This window comes from Streptomyces sp. TBY4 (assembly GCF_024213195.1).
Taxonomy (GTDB): domain Bacteria; phylum Actinomycetota; class Actinomycetes; order Streptomycetales; family Streptomycetaceae; genus Streptomyces.
On record NZ_JANAVF010000023.1, the window covers coordinates 87,819 to 105,896 of the forward strand.

Sequence of the window (18,078 nt, forward strand, 5' to 3'; positions counted from 1 at the left end):
GCGGACCGGGGGGCGGGGCCGTGGCGGGGCCGTGGCGGGGCTCCTGAGGGCCTCCTGCGGGGCTCCCGCGGAGCAGCGGCGCGGCTGCCGCGGGAGCGGCGCGGATTAGGCCGTACGGGTTATGGCTGCGGCTCTACAGAGGGAAGAGGCTGCCCGTGGCGAAGCGCAGGACCAGCTGCGGGGCACCCGAGAGGACCAGTGCGGTGGCGGCGGTGAGCACGATGGCCGCGGTGACCGGCCAGGGGGTTCCCGTACGGGGCTTCGCGGCCCCCTGAGCGACCTCCTGGGCGCCCTCCGCGGCCGGGTCCGCGCCGGGGGCGGGGCGGAAGAGGAGGGCGGTCCAGCGCAGGTAGTAGTAGAGCGCGACGACGACGTTGACGGCCATGACCACGGCGAGCCAGCCCAGCCCGGCGTCGACCGCCGAGCGGAAGACGGTGACCTTCGCGAAGAGCCCGATGATGCCCGGGGGCAGACCGGCCAGGCAGAGCAGGAAGAAGGCCATCGAGAGGGCGGCGAGCGGGCTCTCGGCGTACAGGCCCCGGTAGTCGGCGAGCCGGTGCAGCGGCTTCGTACGGGCCACCTGGGCGGCCACGGCGAAGGCACCGAGGTTCACGGCGGCGTACATGAGGGCGTAGGCGACCGTGGAGCCGATCTGGTCGCGGCCGGCGTAGGCGGCGGCCGCGATCGGGACCAGCAGGTAGCCGGCCTGGCCCACGGAGGACCAGGCGAGCAGCCGTACGGCGCCGCCGGGCCGGTCGGCGGACTGGCGCAGGGCCGCCGCGTTGCCGAGGGTCATGGTCAGCGCGGCGAGGACGGCGAGGGCCGGGCCCCAGATGTCGGAGTACGCGGGGAAGGCGATCACCGTGACGAGGATCAGGCCGGTGAAGCCGACGGCCTTGCCGATGACCGACAGGTATCCGGCGACGGGCAGCGGAGCACCGACGTAGGTGTCCGGGACCCAGAAGTGGAAGGGGACGGCGGCCGTCTTGAAGGCGAAGCCGACCAGGGTGAGCGCGACGCCGGCCATGGCGAGGGTGTCGAGCTGTCCGGGGACGTGTCCGAGCCGGTCGGCGACCTGGGTGAGGTGCAGGGAGCCGGTGGCGGCGTAGACGAAGCTGACGCCCATCAGGGACACGGCGGTGGCCGTGACGGAGGACAGGAAGAACTTCAGGGCGGCCTCGGAGGAGAGCCGGTCGCCGCGGCGCAGGCCCACGAGGGCGAAGGCGGGCAGCGAGGCGACTTCGAGGGCGACGATCAGGGTGGCGAGGTCGCGGGAGGCGGGCAGCAGGGCCGCGCCGGCGGCGGAGGAGAGCAGCAGGAACCAGTACTCCCCCGCCGGCATGCGCGCCTCGCGGACGGCGGTGACCGACAGCAGCGCGGTGATCAGGGCCCCGCCCAGGACGAGGAACTGGACGACGAGCGCGAAGTGGTCGGCGGCGTAGCTGCACGCGGCGGGGTCCGCCGTACCGGGTCCGGTGAGGCAGAACGTGCTGCGGTCGCCGGCGCGCAGCGGCAGCAGGGTGGCGGTCGCGGCGGCCAGTCCGGCCACGGAGATCCACCCGAGCAGCGGCTTGCTGCGCTCCGGTACGAAGAGGTCGGCGACCAGGACCAGGAGGCCGACGGCGGCGGTGATGACGACCGGCGCGATGGCGAGCCAGTCGACGGACTGGACCAGGCTGGGGGCGTCGGCGGCCGTGGTGACGAGGGGCTGAAGGACCGTCATGAGTTCCCTCCCGCGAGGAGCTTCTGGACGGCCGGGTCGGTGAGGCCGAGGAGGACCGCGGGCCACAGGCCGGCGAGGAGGGTGAGGGCGACGAGCGGGCTCCAGGCGGCGTACTCGTAGCGCTGGATGTCCGCGAGGACCACCGGGGCGGCGGCCCCTTCGCGCGCGGCCTTCGGGTCGCCCATGCACACCCGCCGTACGACGATCAGAAGATAGGCGGCGGTGAGCAGGGTGCCGAACGCGCCGATGGACATGTACGTGAGGAACGCGGGCCGCGACAGGCCCTCGGCCGGGTCGAACGCGCCGAAGAGGGCCAGCATCTCGCCCCAGAAGCCGGCCAGGCCGGGCAGGCCGAGCGAGGCGATCGCGGCGAAGGCGAGGAGCGCCCCGAAGCGGGGGGCGCGGCCGTAGAGGGCCGCTCCGGTGGCCCCGGCGAGGGTGTCGAGATCGGCGGTGCCGTAGCGGTCCTTGAGCGCGCCGACCAGGAAGAAGAGGAGGCCGGTGATCAGGCCGTGCGCGACGTTGGCGAAGAGCGCGCCGTTCACTCCGGTGGGGGTCATGGAGGCGATGCCGAGGAGGACGAAGCCCATGTGGCCGACGGAGGAGTACGCGATGAGGCGCTTGAGGTCGCCCTTGTTGCCCTTGCGGGCGAGGGCGAGGCAGGCCAGGGAACCGTAGACGATGCCGACGGCGGCGAAGGCGCCCAGGTACGGGGCGAAGGTGGCCATGCCGTCGGGGGTGGCGGGCAGCAGGATCCGGACGAACCCGTAGGTGCCCATCTTCAGCAGGACGCCCGCGAGGAGGACGGAGCCGACGGTGGGGGCGGCCGTGTGGGCGTCCGGCAGCCAGCTGTGCAGCGGCCACATCGGGGTCTTCACGGCGAGGCCGATCCCGATGGCGAGAACGGCCAGGACCTGGGTGGTGTGGGACAGTTCGCGGCCGTTGTCAGAGGCGAGTGCCACCATGTCGAAGGTGCCGCTCTGCAGCCCAATCAGCAGCAGACCGAGCAGCATGACCACGGAGCCGAGGAGGGTGTAGAGGATGAACTTCCAGGCGGCCGCCTGCCGCTGAGCACCGCCCCAGCGGGCGATGAGGAAGTACATCGGGATGAGGACCATCTCGAAGGCGAGGAAGAACAGCAGCAGGTCGAGGACGGCGAAGGTGGCGAGGGTGCCGGACTCCAGGACCAGGAGCAGGGCGACGAAGGCCTTCGCGGAGGGGCCCGCGGGGAGCTTGAAGTAGCTGTAGAGCGCGCAGAGGAAGAACAGCAGCGCGGTCATCAGGAGGAGGGGGAGCGAGATGCCGTCGATGCCGAGGTGGATCCGGACGTTCAGCGCCTGGATCCAGCTGATGTCCGTCGTCGCCTGGAAGCGGGACGGGGCGTCGTGGTCGAAGCCCACGGCGAGGACGACCGCCGCGACGAGGATCGCACCGGTCACGGTCACGCCGTGGCGCAGTACGGCCTGTTCGGGGCTCTTGCCCTTCAGTCCGGGCGGGGCCGGCAGGAGGGCGGCGACGGCGCCGACGAGCGGGCCGGCCACGACGAACGCCAGAAGGAACTGCATCACGGACGGGCTGATATCAATCACGGCTGACTCACGGCTCACGATCCGGCGTTGACGTTGGCGAGGACGGCGGTGGCGATCGCCAGGACCACGGCTCCGGCGAGCAGGGCGCTCAGGTAGCTCTGCACGTTGCCGGTCTGGGCGCGGCGCACGAGGCCGCCGAGCAGCCGGGGGCCGAGGCCGGCGCCACGGACGTACGAGTCCACGACCTCGCGGTCGAGGAAGCGCACGAGGGCTGCGGCGGCCCGGACGGGGCGGACGAACAGGCGGTCGTAGACGGCGTCGAGGTGGAAGCCGACGGCTGCGTGCCGGTGCAGTGGGCCGAGCAGCGCGCGGCCGGGGTCGGCGGCGGGGGCGCTGGAGACGACGGGGTGGTCGTGGGTGACCTCGCCGACCTCGGGGCTCTCGGCGGCGGACTCGGCGGCCGCGACGGACGCGGGCAACGGGGCGGTGGCGCCGGCGTGCGCTGCGGGGGTGCCGGCGCCCGGGACGCCCGCTCCCGGGACGCCCGCTGCGGCCGGGGCCAGGGCGGCTTGGGCCTGGGCACGCTGCCACAGGGCGTAGGTCAGGACCGCGCCGACGACGGCGGCGCCCGTGCCGAGGACCGAGGTCGTCAGCGACGGGGTGAGCTCGCGGCCTTCGAAGAAGTCGGCGAGGGGCCCGGCCAGCAGGCCGAAGCCCACGGACGGGACGGCCAGCAGCCACAGCACGCCGGTCATGGCGACGGGCTCCTTGCCGTGGTCGGGGGCGGCGGCGCCCCGGCCGCGGAAGGCCATCAGCCACAGCCGGGTGGCGTAGGCGGCGGTGAGCAGGGCGGTCAGCACACCGGCGACGAGGACCACCCAGCCGGCCGCGCTCGGGGCGAGCTCCGAGTGGCCGCCGGCGGTGTGCTCGGCGGCGACGAGGACGGCTTCCTTGGAGAAGAAGCCGGCGAAGGGCGGGAAGGCGGCGAGCGCGAGCAGCGCGATCGTCATCGTCCAGAAGGCGTCGGGGATGCGCTTGGACAGGTCGTCCATGCGGGACATGGCGGCCAGGGAGTTGGTCCCCGCGGCGTGGATGATCACGCCGGCGCCGAGGAAGAGGAGCGCCTTGAAGGCGCCGTGGGACAGGAGGTGGAAGACGGCGGCCGCGCGGTCGCCGACGGCCAGGGCCCCGGTCATGTAGCCGAGCTGGCCGATCGTTGAGTAGGCGAGCACCCGCTTGATGTCGTCCTGGGCCAGGGCGGCGAGGGCGGAGCCGATCATCGTGACGGCCGCCATGACGGCCAGGACCACCAGCGCGGCCCGGGAGGCCGCGAAGACGGGGAGGAGGCGGGCCACGAAGTAGACACCGGCGGCGACCATCGTCGCGGCGTGGATCAGTGCGGAGACCGGGGTGGGGCCCGCCATGGCGTCCGGGAGCCAGGTGTGCAGCGGGAACTGCGCGGACTTGCCCGCGACTCCGGCCAGCAGGAGCAGCGCGATGAGCGTCGGGTGGTCGAGGCCGCCCGCGGCGACGGTGCCCAGGATCTTGGTGATCCGGAAGGAGCCGGCGTCGGTGGCGAGCGCGAACAGGCCGATGAGGAAGGGGACGTCGCCCAGCTTGGTGACGAGGAAGGCCTTCAGGGAGGCGGAGCGGGCCGCCTCGGTCTCCCAGTAGTGGCCGACCAGGAAGTACGAGCAGATGCCCATGATCTCCCAGCCGACCAGCAGCACCATCAGGTCGCCGGAGTAGACGACGAGCAGCATGGCGGAGGTGAACAGTGAGACCAGAGCGGCGTAGGACGGGTAGCGCGGGTCCTCGCGCAGGTACGCCGTCGAGTAGACCTGCACGCAGGTGGCGACGAGGCCGACGAGGACGGCCACCATGACGGCGAAGCCGTCCAGGTGGAGCGAGAGCTCGATGGGCACCGAGCCGGTCGGGGTCAGCTCGGTCGCCGTGTCGATCGCCTTGCCGCCGCCCTGGCGGAAGGCGACCAGGACCGCGAGGACGGCGGCGGCCAGCGTCGGCAGGACGGCGAGCGGCTTGACGAAGCCGGGGGCGGTGCGGCCGAGCAGCAGTCCCGCCAGCGCGCCCAGGAAGGGCAGGAGGGGGACCAGTACGGCGAGGGTCGGGGTGCTCACGCGGCGGCTCCGGTCGCAGGGTTCGCGCTGTCCGGGGTCGCTCCGGCCGGGTGGGGGCCGCCCGGCTCGTGGCCCTCGGCGGTGTCGCGCAGGCGGTCGACGTCCGCGGTGCCCCGGTTGCGGTAGACCATCAGCACGATCGCGAGGCCGATGCCGATCTCGGCGGCGGCGATGGCGATGGTGAAGAGGGTCAGGGCCTGGCCGGCGTGCAGGCTGTCGCGCAGCCAGACGTCGAAGGCCACCAGGTTGAGGTTGACGGCGTTGAGCATCAGCTCGACGGACATCAGGACCAGGATGGCGTTGCGGCGGGCGAGCACTCCGTACAGGCCCGTGCAGAAGAGGAGCGCCGCCAGGACGGCGGGGTAGGCGAGGTGCATCAGCGCTGCCCGCCCTTCGGGTCGGCGGGGGTCGCGGTGGGGGTCGTATCGGCGGGCGCGTCCTTGCGGGACAGCACGATGGCGCCGATCAGGGCCGCGAGGAGGAGGACGGAGAGCGCCTCGAACGGCAGCACCCAGTGCCGGAAGAGGATCTCGCCGGAGACCTTGGTGGAGCCCTGGGCGGGTCCGTCGAGGTCGATCCACGTGGTGCGGAAGGCGTCGACGACCACCCAGACGAGCGCGGCGGCCGCGACGAGGGCGACGCCGAGGGCGACCGGCCGGTTGCCCGAGTCGGCGTCCGGCGAGCGTCCGATGGGGGCCTTGGTGAGCATCAGCCCGAAGAGGAGGAGGACGACCACGGAACCGAGGTAGATCAGCACCTGGACCCAGGCGATGAACTCCGCCGTGAGGAGGAGGTACTCGACCGCGATCCCGCCGAGTGCGACGACCAGCCACAGGGCGGCGTGCACGAGCTGCTTGGTGGTGACCGTGACGGCGGCCGCGCCGAGGGTGGCGAGGCCGACGAGGACGAAGGCGATCTCGACGCCGGTCGGGGAGAGGAAGCCGTGGCCTTGGGCGGCGGCTGCGAGGTGGACGGTGAGCATCAGGCGGCGCCTCCCGCCGGGTTCGGGGGGTTGCCGGGCTGCACCGGGTAGCCGGGCTGCACGGGCGCGGCCGCGGACTGCTCGGCGGCGGCTGCGGCCTCCGCCTTCTCCACGGCCTTGCGGGCGGCCGCGATCTCCTTGGGCTCCTCGGCGGCCGGGTCCAGGGCGGGCGGGGCCGGGACGGTCCACATCCACTCGCGCAGCTTGTCGCGCTCGTGGGTCAGTTCGTGGATGTCGGTCTCGGCGTACTCGAACTCCGGCGACCAGAACAGGGCGTCGAAGGGGCACACCTCGATGCAGATCCCGCAGTACATGCAGAGGGAGAAGTCGATGGCGAAGCGGTCGAGGACGTTGCGGCTGCGCTCACGGCCACCGGGGGCGGCGGCCGGGATCGTCTCCTTGTGGGAGTCGATGTAGATGCACCAGTCGGGGCACTCGCGCGCGCACAGCATGCAGACCGTGCAGTTCTCCTCGAACAGGCCGATGACCCCGCGCGAGCGCGGCGGGAGTTCGGGCTGCACCTCGGGGTACTGGGCGGTGTGCGAGCGCTTCGTCATCGTGCGCAGCGTGACCGCCAGACCCTTGGCGAGGCCGGAGCCGGGGATGGGAGGCATTACTGGATCGCCACCTTCACGATGCCGGTGAGCGCGATCTGGGCGAGCGCGAGGGGGATGAGTACGGTCCAGGCGAGCTTCTGCAGCTGGTCCTCGCGCAGCCGGGGGTAGCTCACGCGGAGCCAGATCACCACGAAGGAGAGCGCGGCGATCTTGATCAGGGTCCAGGCCCAGCCGAAGTCGTCACCGCCGAAGGGGCCGTGCCAGCCGCCCAGGAAGAGGACGGTGGTCAGGGCGCACAGGACGACGATGCCGGCGTACTCGGCGAGCAGGAACAGCGCGAAGCGCAGCCCGGTGTACTCGGTGTACGCGCCGAAGATGATCTCGGAGTCGGCGACGGGCATGTCGAAGGGGGGCCGCTGGAGTTCGGCGAGGCCGGCGGTGAAGAAGACCAGGCCGCCGACGATCTGCCAGGGCAGCCACCACCACTCGAAGGCGCCGACGATGCCGGGGAGGGAGACGGTTCCGGCGGCCATGGCGACCGAGGCCGCCGCGAGCAGCATGGGGAGCTCGTAGGCGAGCAGCTGGGCGGCGGTGCGGAGGCCTCCGAGGAGGGAGAACTTGTTCGCGGAGGCCCAGCCGGCCATGAGCGAGCCGAGCACTCCGACGCCCATGACGGCGAGCGCGAAGAAGACCCCCGCGTCGATGACCTGGCCGACGGCGCCCTCGCCGGGGCCGATCGGGATGGCGAGGAGGACCAGGAGGTACGGGAGGAGCGCGACGGCGGGGGCGAGCTGGAAGACACGGCGGTCGGCGTTGGCCGGGACGATGTCTTCCTTCTGCGCGAACTTGACTCCGTCGGCGACGAGCTGGGCCCAGCCGTGGAAGCCGCCGGCGTACATGGGGCCGAGGCGGCCCTGCATGTGGGCCATCACCTTGTGCTCGGTCTGCCCGACGACGAGCGGGAGCACGAGGAAGACGGCGAAGACGACGATCAGCCGCAGGGCGACGTCGAGGACGTCGTTCACGCGGCGCCTCCGGTGGGGTCGTGGGGGGTGGTGTCCGACCCGGACTCGGAGTCCGGGTCGGCCTTGGGCTCGGCCTTGGGCTCGGCCTCGGGCCCGGCCTTGGGCTCGGCCTTGGGCTCGGCCTTGGGCTCGGCCTCGGACTCACCCTTGGCCTCGGGCTCTACGGAGCCCGCCTGGCCGTCGGCCGGAGCCGCCTGGGTGGCAGGGGTCGCCGGAGCAGCCTGCGGCGCCGGCTCGGCCGGGGTGGCCGGGTCGGGGGTGTCGAAGGCGGGCTTCGGGTTGTGCCAGGGGGCGTCCGTGCTGCCGCGTACCGGGCGGGCGGGGGCCTGGGGCTCCGCCGCGGGCGTGCCCTCGGCTCCGGCCGGAGCCGCGGTCTGGCTCGCGGAGCCGTCCGCCACCGAGCGGGAGCGGCGCACCGGGCGGCCCGGGGCCGCCTCGGCCGGGGCCGGGCTCGCTTCGGCCGGAGTCGCCGGGGCTTCCGCCGGCGCCGGGCTCGCGGCGTCCGCCGGCGGCGGGGTTGCTGCCGCCGCCTGGCTCGCGGAGCCGTCCGCTACCGAGCGGGAGCGGCGGACCGGGCGGGCCGGGGTCTCCTCGGGCGAGGTCGGCGGGGTGGCTTCGCGGGGGGTGCGGGCCGGGCGTTCGCCGGGGGCGCCGGCTGCCGCGCGCGGGGTGCGGGCCGGGCGTTCGCCGGCGGCACCGGCCGCGGCGCGGGGGGTGCGGGCGGGGCGGGCGGGGGCCGGGGGGAGCTGGCCCTTCAGGGGGCCCCAGTCGTTGGGGTCCGGTACGCCCGGCGGGAGCATCTGCCGGCGCTTCGGGGCGTCCGGGTCGTGGGCCTCGCCCGGCTCCTTCGCGCCCGGCCATGCCTTGGCGACCCGCGCCGCGAGGACGAAGTCCTTGCGCAGCGGGTGGCCCTCGAAGTTCTCGGGGAGGAGGAGGGGGATCAGGTTCGGGTGGTCCGTGAAGGCGACCCCGAACATCTCCCAGGTCTCGCGCTCGTGCCATTCCGCGCCCGCGTAGAGCGGGACGGCCGAGGGCAGGGAGGGCGCCGAGTGCGGAACCGTGGTGCGCAGCAGCAGGCGGCGTACGCGCCGGTTCTCCAGGGAGACCACGTGCGCGCAGATGCGGAAGCCGGTGCCCGGCTCGTCCACCGCGCTCAGCCAGTCGAAGTAGGTGCAGCCCAGCTTGTCGCGGGCGATCTCCAGCGCGGGGATCCAGCTCGCGGTGGGGACGTCGACCGTGAGGACGGAGTAGGCGAAGGAGCCCACGGCTTCGGCGCCGAAGACCGTCGCCGCCGCGTCGGGGAGCGAGTCGTAGAGGTTCACGCGTCCGTCCCGGTGGAGGGAGCGGGAGGAGGAGTGATCAGGCCGCTGGTGAGCTGCGCGGGCGACGGCGGGGCCGTGTTCGCGTAGCGCTCCGCCAGCGACTCGCGGGCGATCTTCTCCTGGAGCTTGAGGATGCCCTGGAGGAGGGCCTCGGGGCGGGGCGGGCAGCCGGGGACGTAGACGTCGACCGGGATGATCTGGTCGACGCCCTTGGTCACCGAGTACGAGTCCCAGTACGGGCCGCCGCAGTTGGAGCAGGCGCCGAAGGAGATGACGTACTTGGGCTCGGGCATCTGCTCGTACAGCCGCTTGACCGCCGGGGCCATCTTGTCCGTCACCGTGCCGGAGACGATCATGAGGTCCGCCTGGCGCGGGCCGGGCGCGAACGGGATGACGCCGAGCCGGATGAAGTCGTGCCGGGCCATCGAGGCCGCGATGAACTCGATCGCGCAGCAGGCGAGGCCGAAGTTGAAGACCCACAGGCTGTAGCGGCGGCCCCAGTTGAGGACCACCTTCATGGGCTCGGGCGCGAGGCGGGACAGCACGCCCAGCCGCTTCGGCTCCGGGAGCAGCTGCGGCTCCGACGGCTCGGCCGGGGAACCGGCCGGGGTCACAGCCATTCGAGGACGCCCTTCTTGTACGCGTAGAGCAGGCCGACGGCCAGGAAGCCGAGGAAGATGAACATCTCCACCAGCGTCGTGGCGCCATAGCCGGCGGCGGCGAACACCGTCGCCCACGGGAAGAGGAAGATCGAGTCGACGGCGAAGATGACGTAGAGGAAGGCGTAGACGTAGTAGCGGACCTGGGTGTGCGCCCAGCCCTCGCCCACCGGGTCCACGCCGCACTCGTAGGTCAGCAGCTTCTCGCGAGTCGGGACGGACGGTCTCAGCAGGCGGCCGGCGCCGAACGCCACCGCCACGAAGAGCACACCGAGCGCGGCCAGGAGGCCGACGACCGAATACGTTCGGAAGTAGTCCGCTGCGAGCACGGATACGGTCGATACCGTTGGTTCGGGCACGTCCGTTCCTCGTTCCTCGGCCTCTGTCGACGATCAGGTTGATCTGGTACGGACGGGAGTCTAGGGCCTGGGCTCCACGGGGTGGGGTTATCCCCCGTTTACCTCGGCCCGGCTACCCCATGGCACGAGGGGCCCGCGGCTTGGCAGGGTAGGCGCATGACCGCGAGCAAGCACACCCCCGACGACGGCGCTCCTCCTCCCGTACGCGCACCCTTCGATGCCGTGACGTGGAAGGAAATCGCTTATCTGCTGAGCAATTTGCCCGCCGCCCTCATCGGGTTCGTCTTCACCGTGGTGATGGTGGCGACCGCCGGCGGTCTGTCCGTGACGGCGATCGGTCTTCCGCTGCTCGCATGTGGTCTGTTCATGTCTCGCCAGTTGGGACGGCTGGAACGGGCGCGGGCCCGCGACCTCCTGGGCGTACGGGTCGACGAGCCGACGCCGATGCCGGGGCCGGGCCGGTCCGGCGGGTTCTTCCCCTGGCTGTGGGCGAGCCTCAAGGACCCGGTGGCCTGGCGGACCGTGCTGTTCGAGCTGATCCGGCTGCCGTGGGCGATCGCCACCTTCACCGTGGCGCTGACCGGGCTCTTCGTGCTGTGGCCGGTGATGCCGTGGGTGGTCCGCGGGCTCGCGAACGTGGACCGCGCGATGGTACGGGGCCTGCTGTCGCCCTCCGACGAGCTGGAGCGGCGCATCGCCGAACTGGAGTCCGACCGGGGTGTCGTCGTCGACACGGCGGCGGCGGACCTGCGGCGCATCGAGCGGGACCTCCACGACGGGGCGCAGGCGAGGTTGGTGGCGCTGGCGATGGGGCTGGGGCTGGCGAAGGAGAAGCTGCTGGAGGATCCGGAAGGGGCGGCGGCGATGGTGGACGAGGCGCACGGGGAAGTGAAGATCGCCCTCCAGGAGCTGCGGGACCTCGCGCGCGGGATCCACCCTGCGGTGCTCACCGACCGGGGGCTGGACGCGGCGCTGTCCTCGGTGGCCTCCCGGTGCCTGGTCCCCGTGAAGGTGTCGGTGGACCTGCCGGCGCGGCCGGCGGAGGCGATCGAGGGGATCGCGTACTTCGTGGTCTCGGAGCTGCTGCAGAACGTGAGCAAGCATGCGGGGCCGGGGGCGCGGCTCGCGGAGGTCGAGGTGTGGCGCACGGGGGGCTCCGCCGACGCGCGGCTGCTGATCCGGGTGTCGGACGACGGGCGCGGGGGCGCGGACGCGCGGGCCGGGTCCGGGCTGGCGGGGCTGGGCGAGCGGCTCGACGCGGTGGACGGGGTGCTGGTGGTCGAGTCCCCCGCCGGGGAGGGCACCGTGGTCACGGCGGAGCTGCCGTGGCGCGAGCGCGCTGCGCAGCGGGGGCAGGCCTGACCCGGCGGGGGCCCGCCGGGGCCTCCGTCCCCGGGTGCCCCGGGCGCCTGCAGCGCCGGCCGGCGCGGGATCCGTGGGCGGAGCCTTCCGCTCCGGCGGGCGCCGGATGTGGTGCCCGCCGTGCGCGTGCGCGCCGCCGTTGCCGGCGGGCCAGCCCCCGGACCCCCGCGCCTCAAACGCCGGCGAGGCTGAATTTGGCCGGCGCCGGACTGACTGTGCGGGCAGAGCCCGGTGAACAGGCGCAGCCGGGTGAATCGGCATAGCGCCGTGAAGCGGCGGAGCCCGGCGAACCGGCAGGGCCCCGCGAACCGGCAGAGCCCGGCGAAGCGGCGGAGCCTGGTGAACCGGCGGAGCCCGGTAGACCGGCGGAGCCCGGTGACCGGCAGAGCCCGGTAGACCGGCAGAGCCCGGTGACCGGCAGAGCCCGGTAGACCGGCAGAGCCCGGTAGACCGGCAGAGCCCCGCGAACCGGCAGAGCCCGGCGACCGGCAGAGCCCGGCGAACCGGCAGGTGGATGTATCGGCGGGGCTGGACATGTCCAGCCCCGCCGGCGTTTGAGGCGCGGGTCTGGGCGGAGCCCGGGGAACGGGCGAAGGGCGGGGAGGGGGCTCGGCCCTCCGTGCGGGAGCACCGGCAGCCCTGGCCGGAGCCTTCGGCCCGTGTCGATCCGGGCCGGAGGCTCCGGCCGAGCCGAGGCCGGGGCAACGCGAGGCAGACCCGGGCCAAGGCCCAGCCAGGCCAGGCCAGGGCGGCGCCCGCGCTCGTCCCGGGCCCCAGGTCAGGCAGGGCCGGGCCTGGCTGAGGCGAGTCGGGCCGGAGCAGCGGCGGGGCTCGGGGCAGGCCGGGGCCGGGCAGGACCCGGCCAGGGTGGGGTTAACCCCCCGTGGGAGAGGCCGACCTGCCGGATGTTGGGGCGAGGCGGGGCGCGGGAGGGTGGGGGGACACAGTGGAGAAGGGCGGGTCGGCGATATGGACAGCGGTGTGTACGGGGCAAGTGGGTTCGGGAGGGTGGTCCGGGCTCCCTTCGCGGGGCGGACCTGGCGGGAGTTCGGGTACCTGTTGCTCGGGCTGCCGCTCAGCACCCTGTACTTCTCCCTCGCGATCGCCGGCGTCAGCCTCGGCGCCGGACTGCTCGTCACCTTCCTCGGGGTCCCGGTGCTGGCCGGGGTCCTGGCCATGTGCCGCGGGTTCGGGCGGGTGGAGCGGGCCCGGGCGCGCGGCATGCTCGGCGTCGGGATCGCGGAGCCGGCTCCGATCCGGGCCGAGAAGGGCGGGGCGATCGCCGGGATGGCGGCGCTGCTCAAGAGCGGGAGCGCCTGGCGGCACGTGCTGTACTCGGTGATCCACTTCCCGTGGGCGGTCTTCGCCTTCTGCGTGGCCCTGACGTTCTGGGCCTACGGGTGGGCCATGCTCCTCTACCCGCTCTGGTTCTGGGTCTTCCCGGCGTTCACCGATCAGCCGGGGCTGCAGGTCTTCCAGAACGACGACTACTCCCTCTACCTGGACTCCCCGCTCGCGATCGCGGTGACCTGCGCTATCGGGCTGGCCTTCACGCTGGCCACCCCCTGGGTGGTCCGGGCCCTGGCCACCGTGGACCGGGTGCTCGTCTCCGGGCTGCTCGGGCCGTCCCGCCTGGCGCACCGGGTCAGCGAGCTGGAGTCCGACCGCGGTGTCGTGGTCGACACCGCCGCGGCGGACCTGCGGCGCATCGAGCGCGATCTGCACGACGGTGCGCAGGCCCGGCTGGTGGCGCTGGCCATGGATCTGGGGCTGGCGAAGGAGAAGCTGACGGAGGACCCGCGGGCCGCCGCCCGGATGGTGGACGAGGCGCACGGGGAGGTGAAGATCGCCCTGCAGGAGCTGCGGGACCTGGCCCGCGGCATCCACCCCGCGGTACTGACCGACCGGGGGCTGGACGCGGCCCTGTCCTCGGTGGCCTCCCGCTGCGCTGTGCCGGTCCGGGTGGCCGTGGACCTGCCCTCGCGGCCGGCGGCGGCGATCGAGGGGATCGCGTACTTCACGGTGTCGGAGCTGCTGCAGAACGTGAGCAAGCACGCGAAGGCCCGTACGGCCGGTGTGGACGTGTGGAAGTCGGGCGAGCGGCTGCTGATCCAGGTCGCCGACGACGGGGTGGGCGGAGCCGGCGTGGCAGCCGGTTCGGGACTGGCGGGGCTGGCCGAGCGGCTCGACGCCGTGGACGGGGTGCTGGTCGTGGACTCCCCCGCCGGCGGCGGCACGACCGTCACCGCGGAACTCCCCTGGCGAGCCGTCTGACACCTGCGGATCAACGCATCACCCACCGCACGGATGCCCCGCAGGGGTGTCCGTGCGGTCGTACGTCACGCCCCGGGCGCCGTTCGCCCCGCCGCCCCGCGGGCCCAAAGCCCTGACTTTGGCGGGTGGGCGGCTCCGGGGGGGCTCACGAGGCCGGAAACAGCCGTTCCCGGGGTAACCGTTGATCGCGCTCAGGCTGTATCCGGGCTCAAGACTGGGATGCTTGGCTGAGTCAGGGAACACGGGGCTTGAGCGGACGCGGGAGCAGCAGAGCAGTGGAAGACAGGGTGCGCGTGGTCATCGCCGAGGATTCAGTGCTGCTGCGTGAGGGCCTGACCCGGTTGCTGACCGACCGGGGGCATGACGTCGTCGCGGGCGTCGGGGACGCGGAAGCCCTGATCAAGACGGTGGCGGAGCTGGCGGCCGAGGACGCGCTGCCGGACGTGGTGGTGGCCGATGTGCGGATGCCGCCGACGCACACCGACGAGGGCGTACGGGCGGCCGTGCGGCTGCGCCGCGATCACCCCGGCATAGGCGTGCTCGTGCTGTCCCAGTACGTGGAGGAGCAGTACGCCACCGAGCTGCTGGCCGGCTCCAGTACCGGAGTGGGGTACCTGCTCAAGGACCGGGTGGCCGATGTGCGGGAGTTCCTCGACGCCGTCGTCCGGGTCGCGCGGGGCGGTACGGCGCTGGACCCGGAGGTCGTGGCGCAGCTGCTCGGCCGCAGCCGCAAGCAGGACGTGCTGGCGGGGCTGACCCCGCGCGAGCGCGAGGTGCTGGGGCTGATGGCCGAGGGCCGGACCAATTCCGCGGTGGCCAAGCAGCTGGTGGTGAGCGACGGGGCGGTGGAGAAGCACGTCAGCAACATCTTCATGAAGCTGGGGCTGTCACCCAGTGACGGGGATCACCGGCGGGTGCTGGCCGTTCTCACCTACCTAAGATCTTGATCAACTGACACTCTGTCAGGTAAGGCCGGATTCGGACAGACCGCCGAAAGGGGCGGTCCAGAAAATGAGCACCCCGGGAAGCCGTCCCTGCGGTCGTAGGGTTGACCTTGGGCAGTGCTCACGCCTCGAAGGAGGTCCAGTTCAGTGACCAGCCAGGTCAGTAGCCCAGCCGAACAGTCCGACGGGGCCGGAGGCGCAGTCGTCGGCGAGCAGCGGACGTCCCCGGACACGGGGACGAAGGAAGTGCGCCGGCTCGACCGGGTGATCATTCGCTTCGCGGGTGACTCCGGTGACGGCATGCAGCTCACCGGTGACCGCTTCACCTCGGAAACCGCCTCCTTCGGCAACGACCTCTCGACGCTGCCGAACTTCCCGGCCGAGATCAGGGCGCCCGCTGGCACCCTCCCCGGCGTCTCGTCCTTCCAGCTGCACTTCGCCGACCACGACATCCTGACGCCGGGCGACGCCCCGAACGTCCTGGTGGCGATGAACCCGGCGGCGCTGAAGGCGAACATCGCGGACGTGCCGCGCGGCGCGGAGATCATCGTCAACACCGACGAGTTCACCAAGCGCCCGATGGCCAAGGTCGGCTACGAGACCTCCCCGCTGGAGGACGGCTCGCTGGACGCCTACAACGTCCACCCGGTGCCGCTGACCACCCTCACGGTCGAGGCGCTGAAGGAGTTCGGGCTCTCCCGCAAGGAGGCCGAGCGCAGCAAGAACATGTTCGCGCTCGGGCTGCTGTCCTGGATGTACCACCGGCCCACCGAGGGCACCGAGAACTTCCTGCGGCAGAAGTTCGCGAAGAAGCCCGAGATCGCGGAGGCGAACGTCACCGCCTTCCGGGCCGGCTGGAACTTCGGCGAGACCACCGAGGACTTCGCCGTCTCCTACGAGGTGGCCCCGGCCACCCGCGCCTTCCCGACCGGCACCTACCGCAACATCTCCGGGAACCTCGCCCTGTCCTACGGGCTGATCGCGGCGGGCCAGCAGGCCGATCTGCCGCTCTACCTGGGCTCGTACCCGATCACCCCGGCCTCGGACATCCTGCACGAGCTGTCGAAGCACAAGAACTTCGGCGTACGCACCTTCCAGGCCGAGGACGAGATCGCCGGCATCGGCGCGGCCCTGGGCGCGGCCTTCGGCGGCGCGCTCGCCGTGACCACCACCTCCGGCCCGGGCGTGGCCCTGAAGTCCGAGACGATCGGTCTCGCGGTCTCCCTGGAGCTGCCGCTGCTGATCGTGGACATCCAGCGCGGCGGCCCCTCCACGGGTCTGCCGACCAAGACGGAGCAGGCCGACCTGCTCCAGGCCATGTACGGGCGCAACGGCGAGGCGCCGGTGCCGATCGTGGCCCCGCGCACCCCGGCGGACTGCTTCGACGCGGCGCTGGACGCGGCCCGGATCGCGCTGACCTACCGGACCCCGGTGTTCCTGCTCTCCGACGGGTACCTCGCCAACGGCTCCGAGCCCTGGCGGATCCCGGACGTGGCGGACCTACCGGACCTGAAGGTGCAGTTCGCCGCCGGGCCGAACCACGAGCTCGCGGACGGCACCGAGGTCTTCTGGCCGTACAAGCGCGATCCGCAGACCCTGGCCCGCCCCTGGGCGGTCCCGGGCACGCCGGGGCTGGAGCACCGGATCGGCGGCATCGAGAAGCAGGACGGCACGGGCAACATCTCGTACGACCCGGCCAACCACGAGTTCATGGTCCGCACCCGCCAGGCCAAGATCGACGGCATCCGGGTCCCCGACCTGGAGGTCGACGACCCGGACGGCGCGCGGACCCTGGTGATCGGCTGGGGTTCGACGTACGGGCCGATCACGGCCGCCGTACGCCGGCTGCGGATCGCCGGACTTCCCATCGCGCAGGCCCACCTGCGCCACCTCAACCCCTTCCCGAGGAATCTGGGTGAGGTCCTGGAGCGTTACGACAAGGTAGTGGTGCCGGAGATGAACCTCGGGCAGCTCGCGACCCTCCTGAGGGCGAAGTACCTGGTCGACGCGGTGTCGTACAACCAGGTGAACGGCATGCCGTTCAAGGCCGAGCAGCTCGCCAACCGTCTCAAGGAGGCCATCAATGACTGAGGTGACCGACAGCCCCGGCCACTCCCTGCTCTCGCTGGTGCCCAAGGCGGCCGCCAAGCAGTCGATGAAGGACTTCAAGTCGGACCAGGAGGTCCGCTGGTGCCCCGGCTGCGGTGACTACGCGGTGCTCGCCGCCGTCCAGGGCTTCATGCCGGAGCTGGGGCTGGCGAAGGAGAACATCGTCTTCGTCTCGGGCATCGGCTGCTCCTCGCGCTTCCCGTACTACATGGACACGTACGGGATGCACTCCATCCACGGCCGCGCCCCGGCCATCGCCACCGGGCTCGCCACCTCGCGCCGCGACCTGTCGGTCTGGGTGGTCACCGGTGACGGGGACGCGCTCTCCATCGGCGGAAACCACCTGATCCACGCCCTGCGGCGGAACGTCAACCTCAAGATCCTGCTGTTCAACAACCGGATCTACGGGCTGACCAAGGGGCAGTACTCCCCCACTTCCGAGGTCGGCAAGATCACCAAGTCGACCCCGATGGGCTCGCTCGACGCGCCCTTCAACCCGGTCTCCCTCGCGATCGGCGCGGAGGCCTCCTTCGTGGCCCGTACGGTCGACTCCGACCGCAAGCACCTCACCGAGGTGCTGCGCGCGGCGGCCGACCACGAGGGCACGGCGCTGGTGGAGATCTACCAGAACTGCAACATCTTCAACGACGGCGCCTTCGAGGTCCTCAAGGACCGCGAGCAGGCCCAGGAGGCCGTGATCCGCCTGGAGCAGGGGCAGCCGATCCGCTTCGGCGTGGACAACGCCAAGGGGGTCGTGCGCAACGAGGCCACCGGCGACCTGGAGGTCGTGACCGTGACCCCGGAGAACGAGTCCCGGATCCTCATCCACGACGCCTCCTCGGCCTCCCCGACCAACGCGTTCGCGCTGTCCCGGCTGGCCGACCCCGACACGCTGCACCGGACGCCCATCGGCGTCTTCCGCGACGTGCGGCGGCCCGTCTACGACACGCTCATGGCCGAGCAGCTGGAGACGGCCGTGGACCGCAGCGGCAAGGGCGACCTGGGCGCGCTGCTGAGCGGGAACGACACCTGGACCGTCGTCGGCTGAGACGGCCGCCGGTCAGCCGTACTGCGCCGAAGCCCGGACCTGTGGAT

The 18,078-nt window shown here is 72.5% G+C and carries 15 protein-coding genes; 5 read left to right on the forward strand and 10 right to left on the reverse strand.

Features of this window, described 5'->3' with window-relative positions; all coding sequences use genetic code 11:
- Window positions 1-133 precede the first annotated feature (133 nt).
- The 10 genes from NLX94_RS35655 to NLX94_RS35700 are packed head-to-tail and all read right to left on the reverse strand — an operon-like array spanning window position 134 to window position 10,294.
- The gene (locus NLX94_RS35655; protein WP_254387418.1) at window positions 134-1,723 is read right to left on the reverse strand and encodes an NADH-quinone oxidoreductase subunit N; all 1,590 of its coding nucleotides are present in this window, start codon (window positions 1,721-1,723) and stop codon (window positions 134-136) included.
- Window positions 1,720-3,288 carry a NuoM family protein gene (locus tag NLX94_RS35660; RefSeq protein ID WP_254387449.1) on the reverse strand — a complete coding sequence of 523 codons (1,569 nt, stop codon included), beginning with the start codon at window positions 3,286-3,288 and terminating at the stop codon, window positions 1,720-1,722. Before NLX94_RS35660 ends, NLX94_RS35655 begins: the two co-directional genes overlap by 4 nt.
- Window positions 3,289-3,326: 38 nt before the next feature.
- Window positions 3,327-5,390 carry an NADH-quinone oxidoreductase subunit L gene (locus tag NLX94_RS35665; protein WP_254387419.1) on the reverse strand — a complete coding sequence of 688 codons (2,064 nt, stop codon included), beginning with the start codon at window positions 5,388-5,390 and terminating at the stop codon, window positions 3,327-3,329.
- Entirely contained in the window at window positions 5,387-5,767 is a 381-nt protein-coding gene (gene nuoK / locus NLX94_RS35670) for an NADH-quinone oxidoreductase subunit NuoK (RefSeq protein WP_254387420.1), read from the reverse strand. The genes NLX94_RS35665 and nuoK overlap by 4 nt, the downstream gene beginning before the upstream one ends.
- The gene (locus tag NLX94_RS35675; RefSeq protein ID WP_254387421.1) at window positions 5,767-6,372 is read right to left on the reverse strand and encodes an NADH-quinone oxidoreductase subunit J; all 606 of its coding nucleotides are present in this window, start codon (window positions 6,370-6,372) and stop codon (window positions 5,767-5,769) included. The genes nuoK and NLX94_RS35675 overlap by 1 nt, the downstream gene beginning before the upstream one ends.
- Window positions 6,372-6,986: an NADH-quinone oxidoreductase subunit I gene (locus NLX94_RS35680; RefSeq protein WP_254387422.1), complete on the reverse strand. Its 615-nt coding sequence runs from the start codon at window positions 6,984-6,986 to the stop codon at window positions 6,372-6,374. The genes NLX94_RS35675 and NLX94_RS35680 overlap by 1 nt, the downstream gene beginning before the upstream one ends.
- Entirely contained in the window at window positions 6,986-7,954 is a 969-nt protein-coding gene (locus NLX94_RS35685; RefSeq protein WP_254387423.1) for a complex I subunit 1 family protein, read from the reverse strand. Before NLX94_RS35685 ends, NLX94_RS35680 begins: the two co-directional genes overlap by 1 nt.
- Window positions 7,951-9,276: an NADH-quinone oxidoreductase subunit C gene (locus tag NLX94_RS35690; protein ID WP_254387424.1), complete on the reverse strand. Its 1,326-nt coding sequence runs from the start codon at window positions 9,274-9,276 to the stop codon at window positions 7,951-7,953. The genes NLX94_RS35685 and NLX94_RS35690 overlap by 4 nt, the downstream gene beginning before the upstream one ends.
- Window positions 9,273-9,896, reverse strand: a complete 624-nt coding sequence (locus NLX94_RS35695) for an NADH-quinone oxidoreductase subunit B (protein WP_254387425.1) — start codon at window positions 9,894-9,896, stop codon at window positions 9,273-9,275. The genes NLX94_RS35690 and NLX94_RS35695 overlap by 4 nt, the downstream gene beginning before the upstream one ends.
- Window positions 9,887-10,294 carry an NADH-quinone oxidoreductase subunit A gene (locus NLX94_RS35700; protein WP_254387426.1) on the reverse strand — a complete coding sequence of 136 codons (408 nt, stop codon included), beginning with the start codon at window positions 10,292-10,294 and terminating at the stop codon, window positions 9,887-9,889. The genes NLX94_RS35695 and NLX94_RS35700 overlap by 10 nt, the downstream gene beginning before the upstream one ends.
- Window positions 10,295-10,450: 156 nt before the next feature.
- Here NLX94_RS35700 and NLX94_RS35705 point away from each other — a divergent pair, with 156 nt between their 5' ends.
- The 5 genes from NLX94_RS35705 (at window position 10,451) to NLX94_RS35730 (ending at window position 18,031) form a co-directional block, all read left to right on the forward strand.
- Window positions 10,451-11,656, forward strand: a complete 1,206-nt coding sequence (locus tag NLX94_RS35705; RefSeq protein WP_254387427.1) for a sensor histidine kinase — start codon at window positions 10,451-10,453, stop codon at window positions 11,654-11,656.
- Window positions 11,657-12,625: 969 nt separating this feature from the next.
- Complete coding sequence (locus NLX94_RS35715; protein WP_254387428.1) at window positions 12,626-13,930, forward strand: sensor histidine kinase; 1,305 nt, start codon at window positions 12,626-12,628, stop codon at window positions 13,928-13,930.
- A 287-nt stretch (window positions 13,931-14,217) separates the two neighbouring features.
- Window positions 14,218-14,877 carry a response regulator transcription factor gene (locus NLX94_RS35720; RefSeq protein WP_308402626.1) on the forward strand — a complete coding sequence of 220 codons (660 nt, stop codon included), beginning with the start codon at window positions 14,218-14,220 and terminating at the stop codon, window positions 14,875-14,877.
- Window positions 14,878-15,021: 144 nt separating this feature from the next.
- The gene (locus tag NLX94_RS35725; RefSeq protein ID WP_254387430.1) at window positions 15,022-16,965 is read left to right on the forward strand and encodes a 2-oxoacid:acceptor oxidoreductase subunit alpha; all 1,944 of its coding nucleotides are present in this window, start codon (window positions 15,022-15,024) and stop codon (window positions 16,963-16,965) included.
- The gene (locus tag NLX94_RS35730) at window positions 16,958-18,031 is read left to right on the forward strand and encodes a 2-oxoacid:ferredoxin oxidoreductase subunit beta (RefSeq protein ID WP_254387431.1); all 1,074 of its coding nucleotides are present in this window, start codon (window positions 16,958-16,960) and stop codon (window positions 18,029-18,031) included. Before NLX94_RS35725 ends, NLX94_RS35730 begins: the two co-directional genes overlap by 8 nt.
- Window positions 18,032-18,078 lie beyond the last annotated feature (47 nt).

Bases quoted from the DNA above. Each gene is read 5' to 3' on its own strand.
- NLX94_RS35655 (WP_254387418.1), bottom strand. From the start codon at position 1,723: ATGACGGTCCTTCAGCCCCTCGTCACCACGGCCGCCGACGCCCCCAGC.
- NLX94_RS35660 (WP_254387449.1), bottom strand. From the start codon at position 3,288: ATGCAGTTCCTTCTGGCGTTCGTCGTGGCCGGCCCGCTCGTCGGCGCC.
- nuoK (WP_254387420.1), bottom strand. From the start codon at position 5,767: ATGCACCTCGCCTACCCCGCCGTCCTGGCGGCGCTCCTCTTCTGCACG.
- NLX94_RS35675 (WP_254387421.1), bottom strand. From the start codon at position 6,372: ATGCTCACCGTCCACCTCGCAGCCGCCGCCCAAGGCCACGGCTTCCTC.
- NLX94_RS35680 (WP_254387422.1), bottom strand. From the start codon at position 6,986: ATGCCTCCCATCCCCGGCTCCGGCCTCGCCAAGGGTCTGGCGGTCACG.
- NLX94_RS35695 (WP_254387425.1), bottom strand. From the start codon at position 9,896: ATGGCTGTGACCCCGGCCGGTTCCCCGGCCGAGCCGTCGGAGCCGCAG.
- NLX94_RS35705 (WP_254387427.1), top strand. From the start codon at position 10,451: ATGACCGCGAGCAAGCACACCCCCGACGACGGCGCTCCTCCTCCCGTA.
- NLX94_RS35715 (WP_254387428.1), top strand. From the start codon at position 12,626: ATGGACAGCGGTGTGTACGGGGCAAGTGGGTTCGGGAGGGTGGTCCGG.
- NLX94_RS35730 (WP_254387431.1), top strand. From the start codon at position 16,958: ATGACTGAGGTGACCGACAGCCCCGGCCACTCCCTGCTCTCGCTGGTG.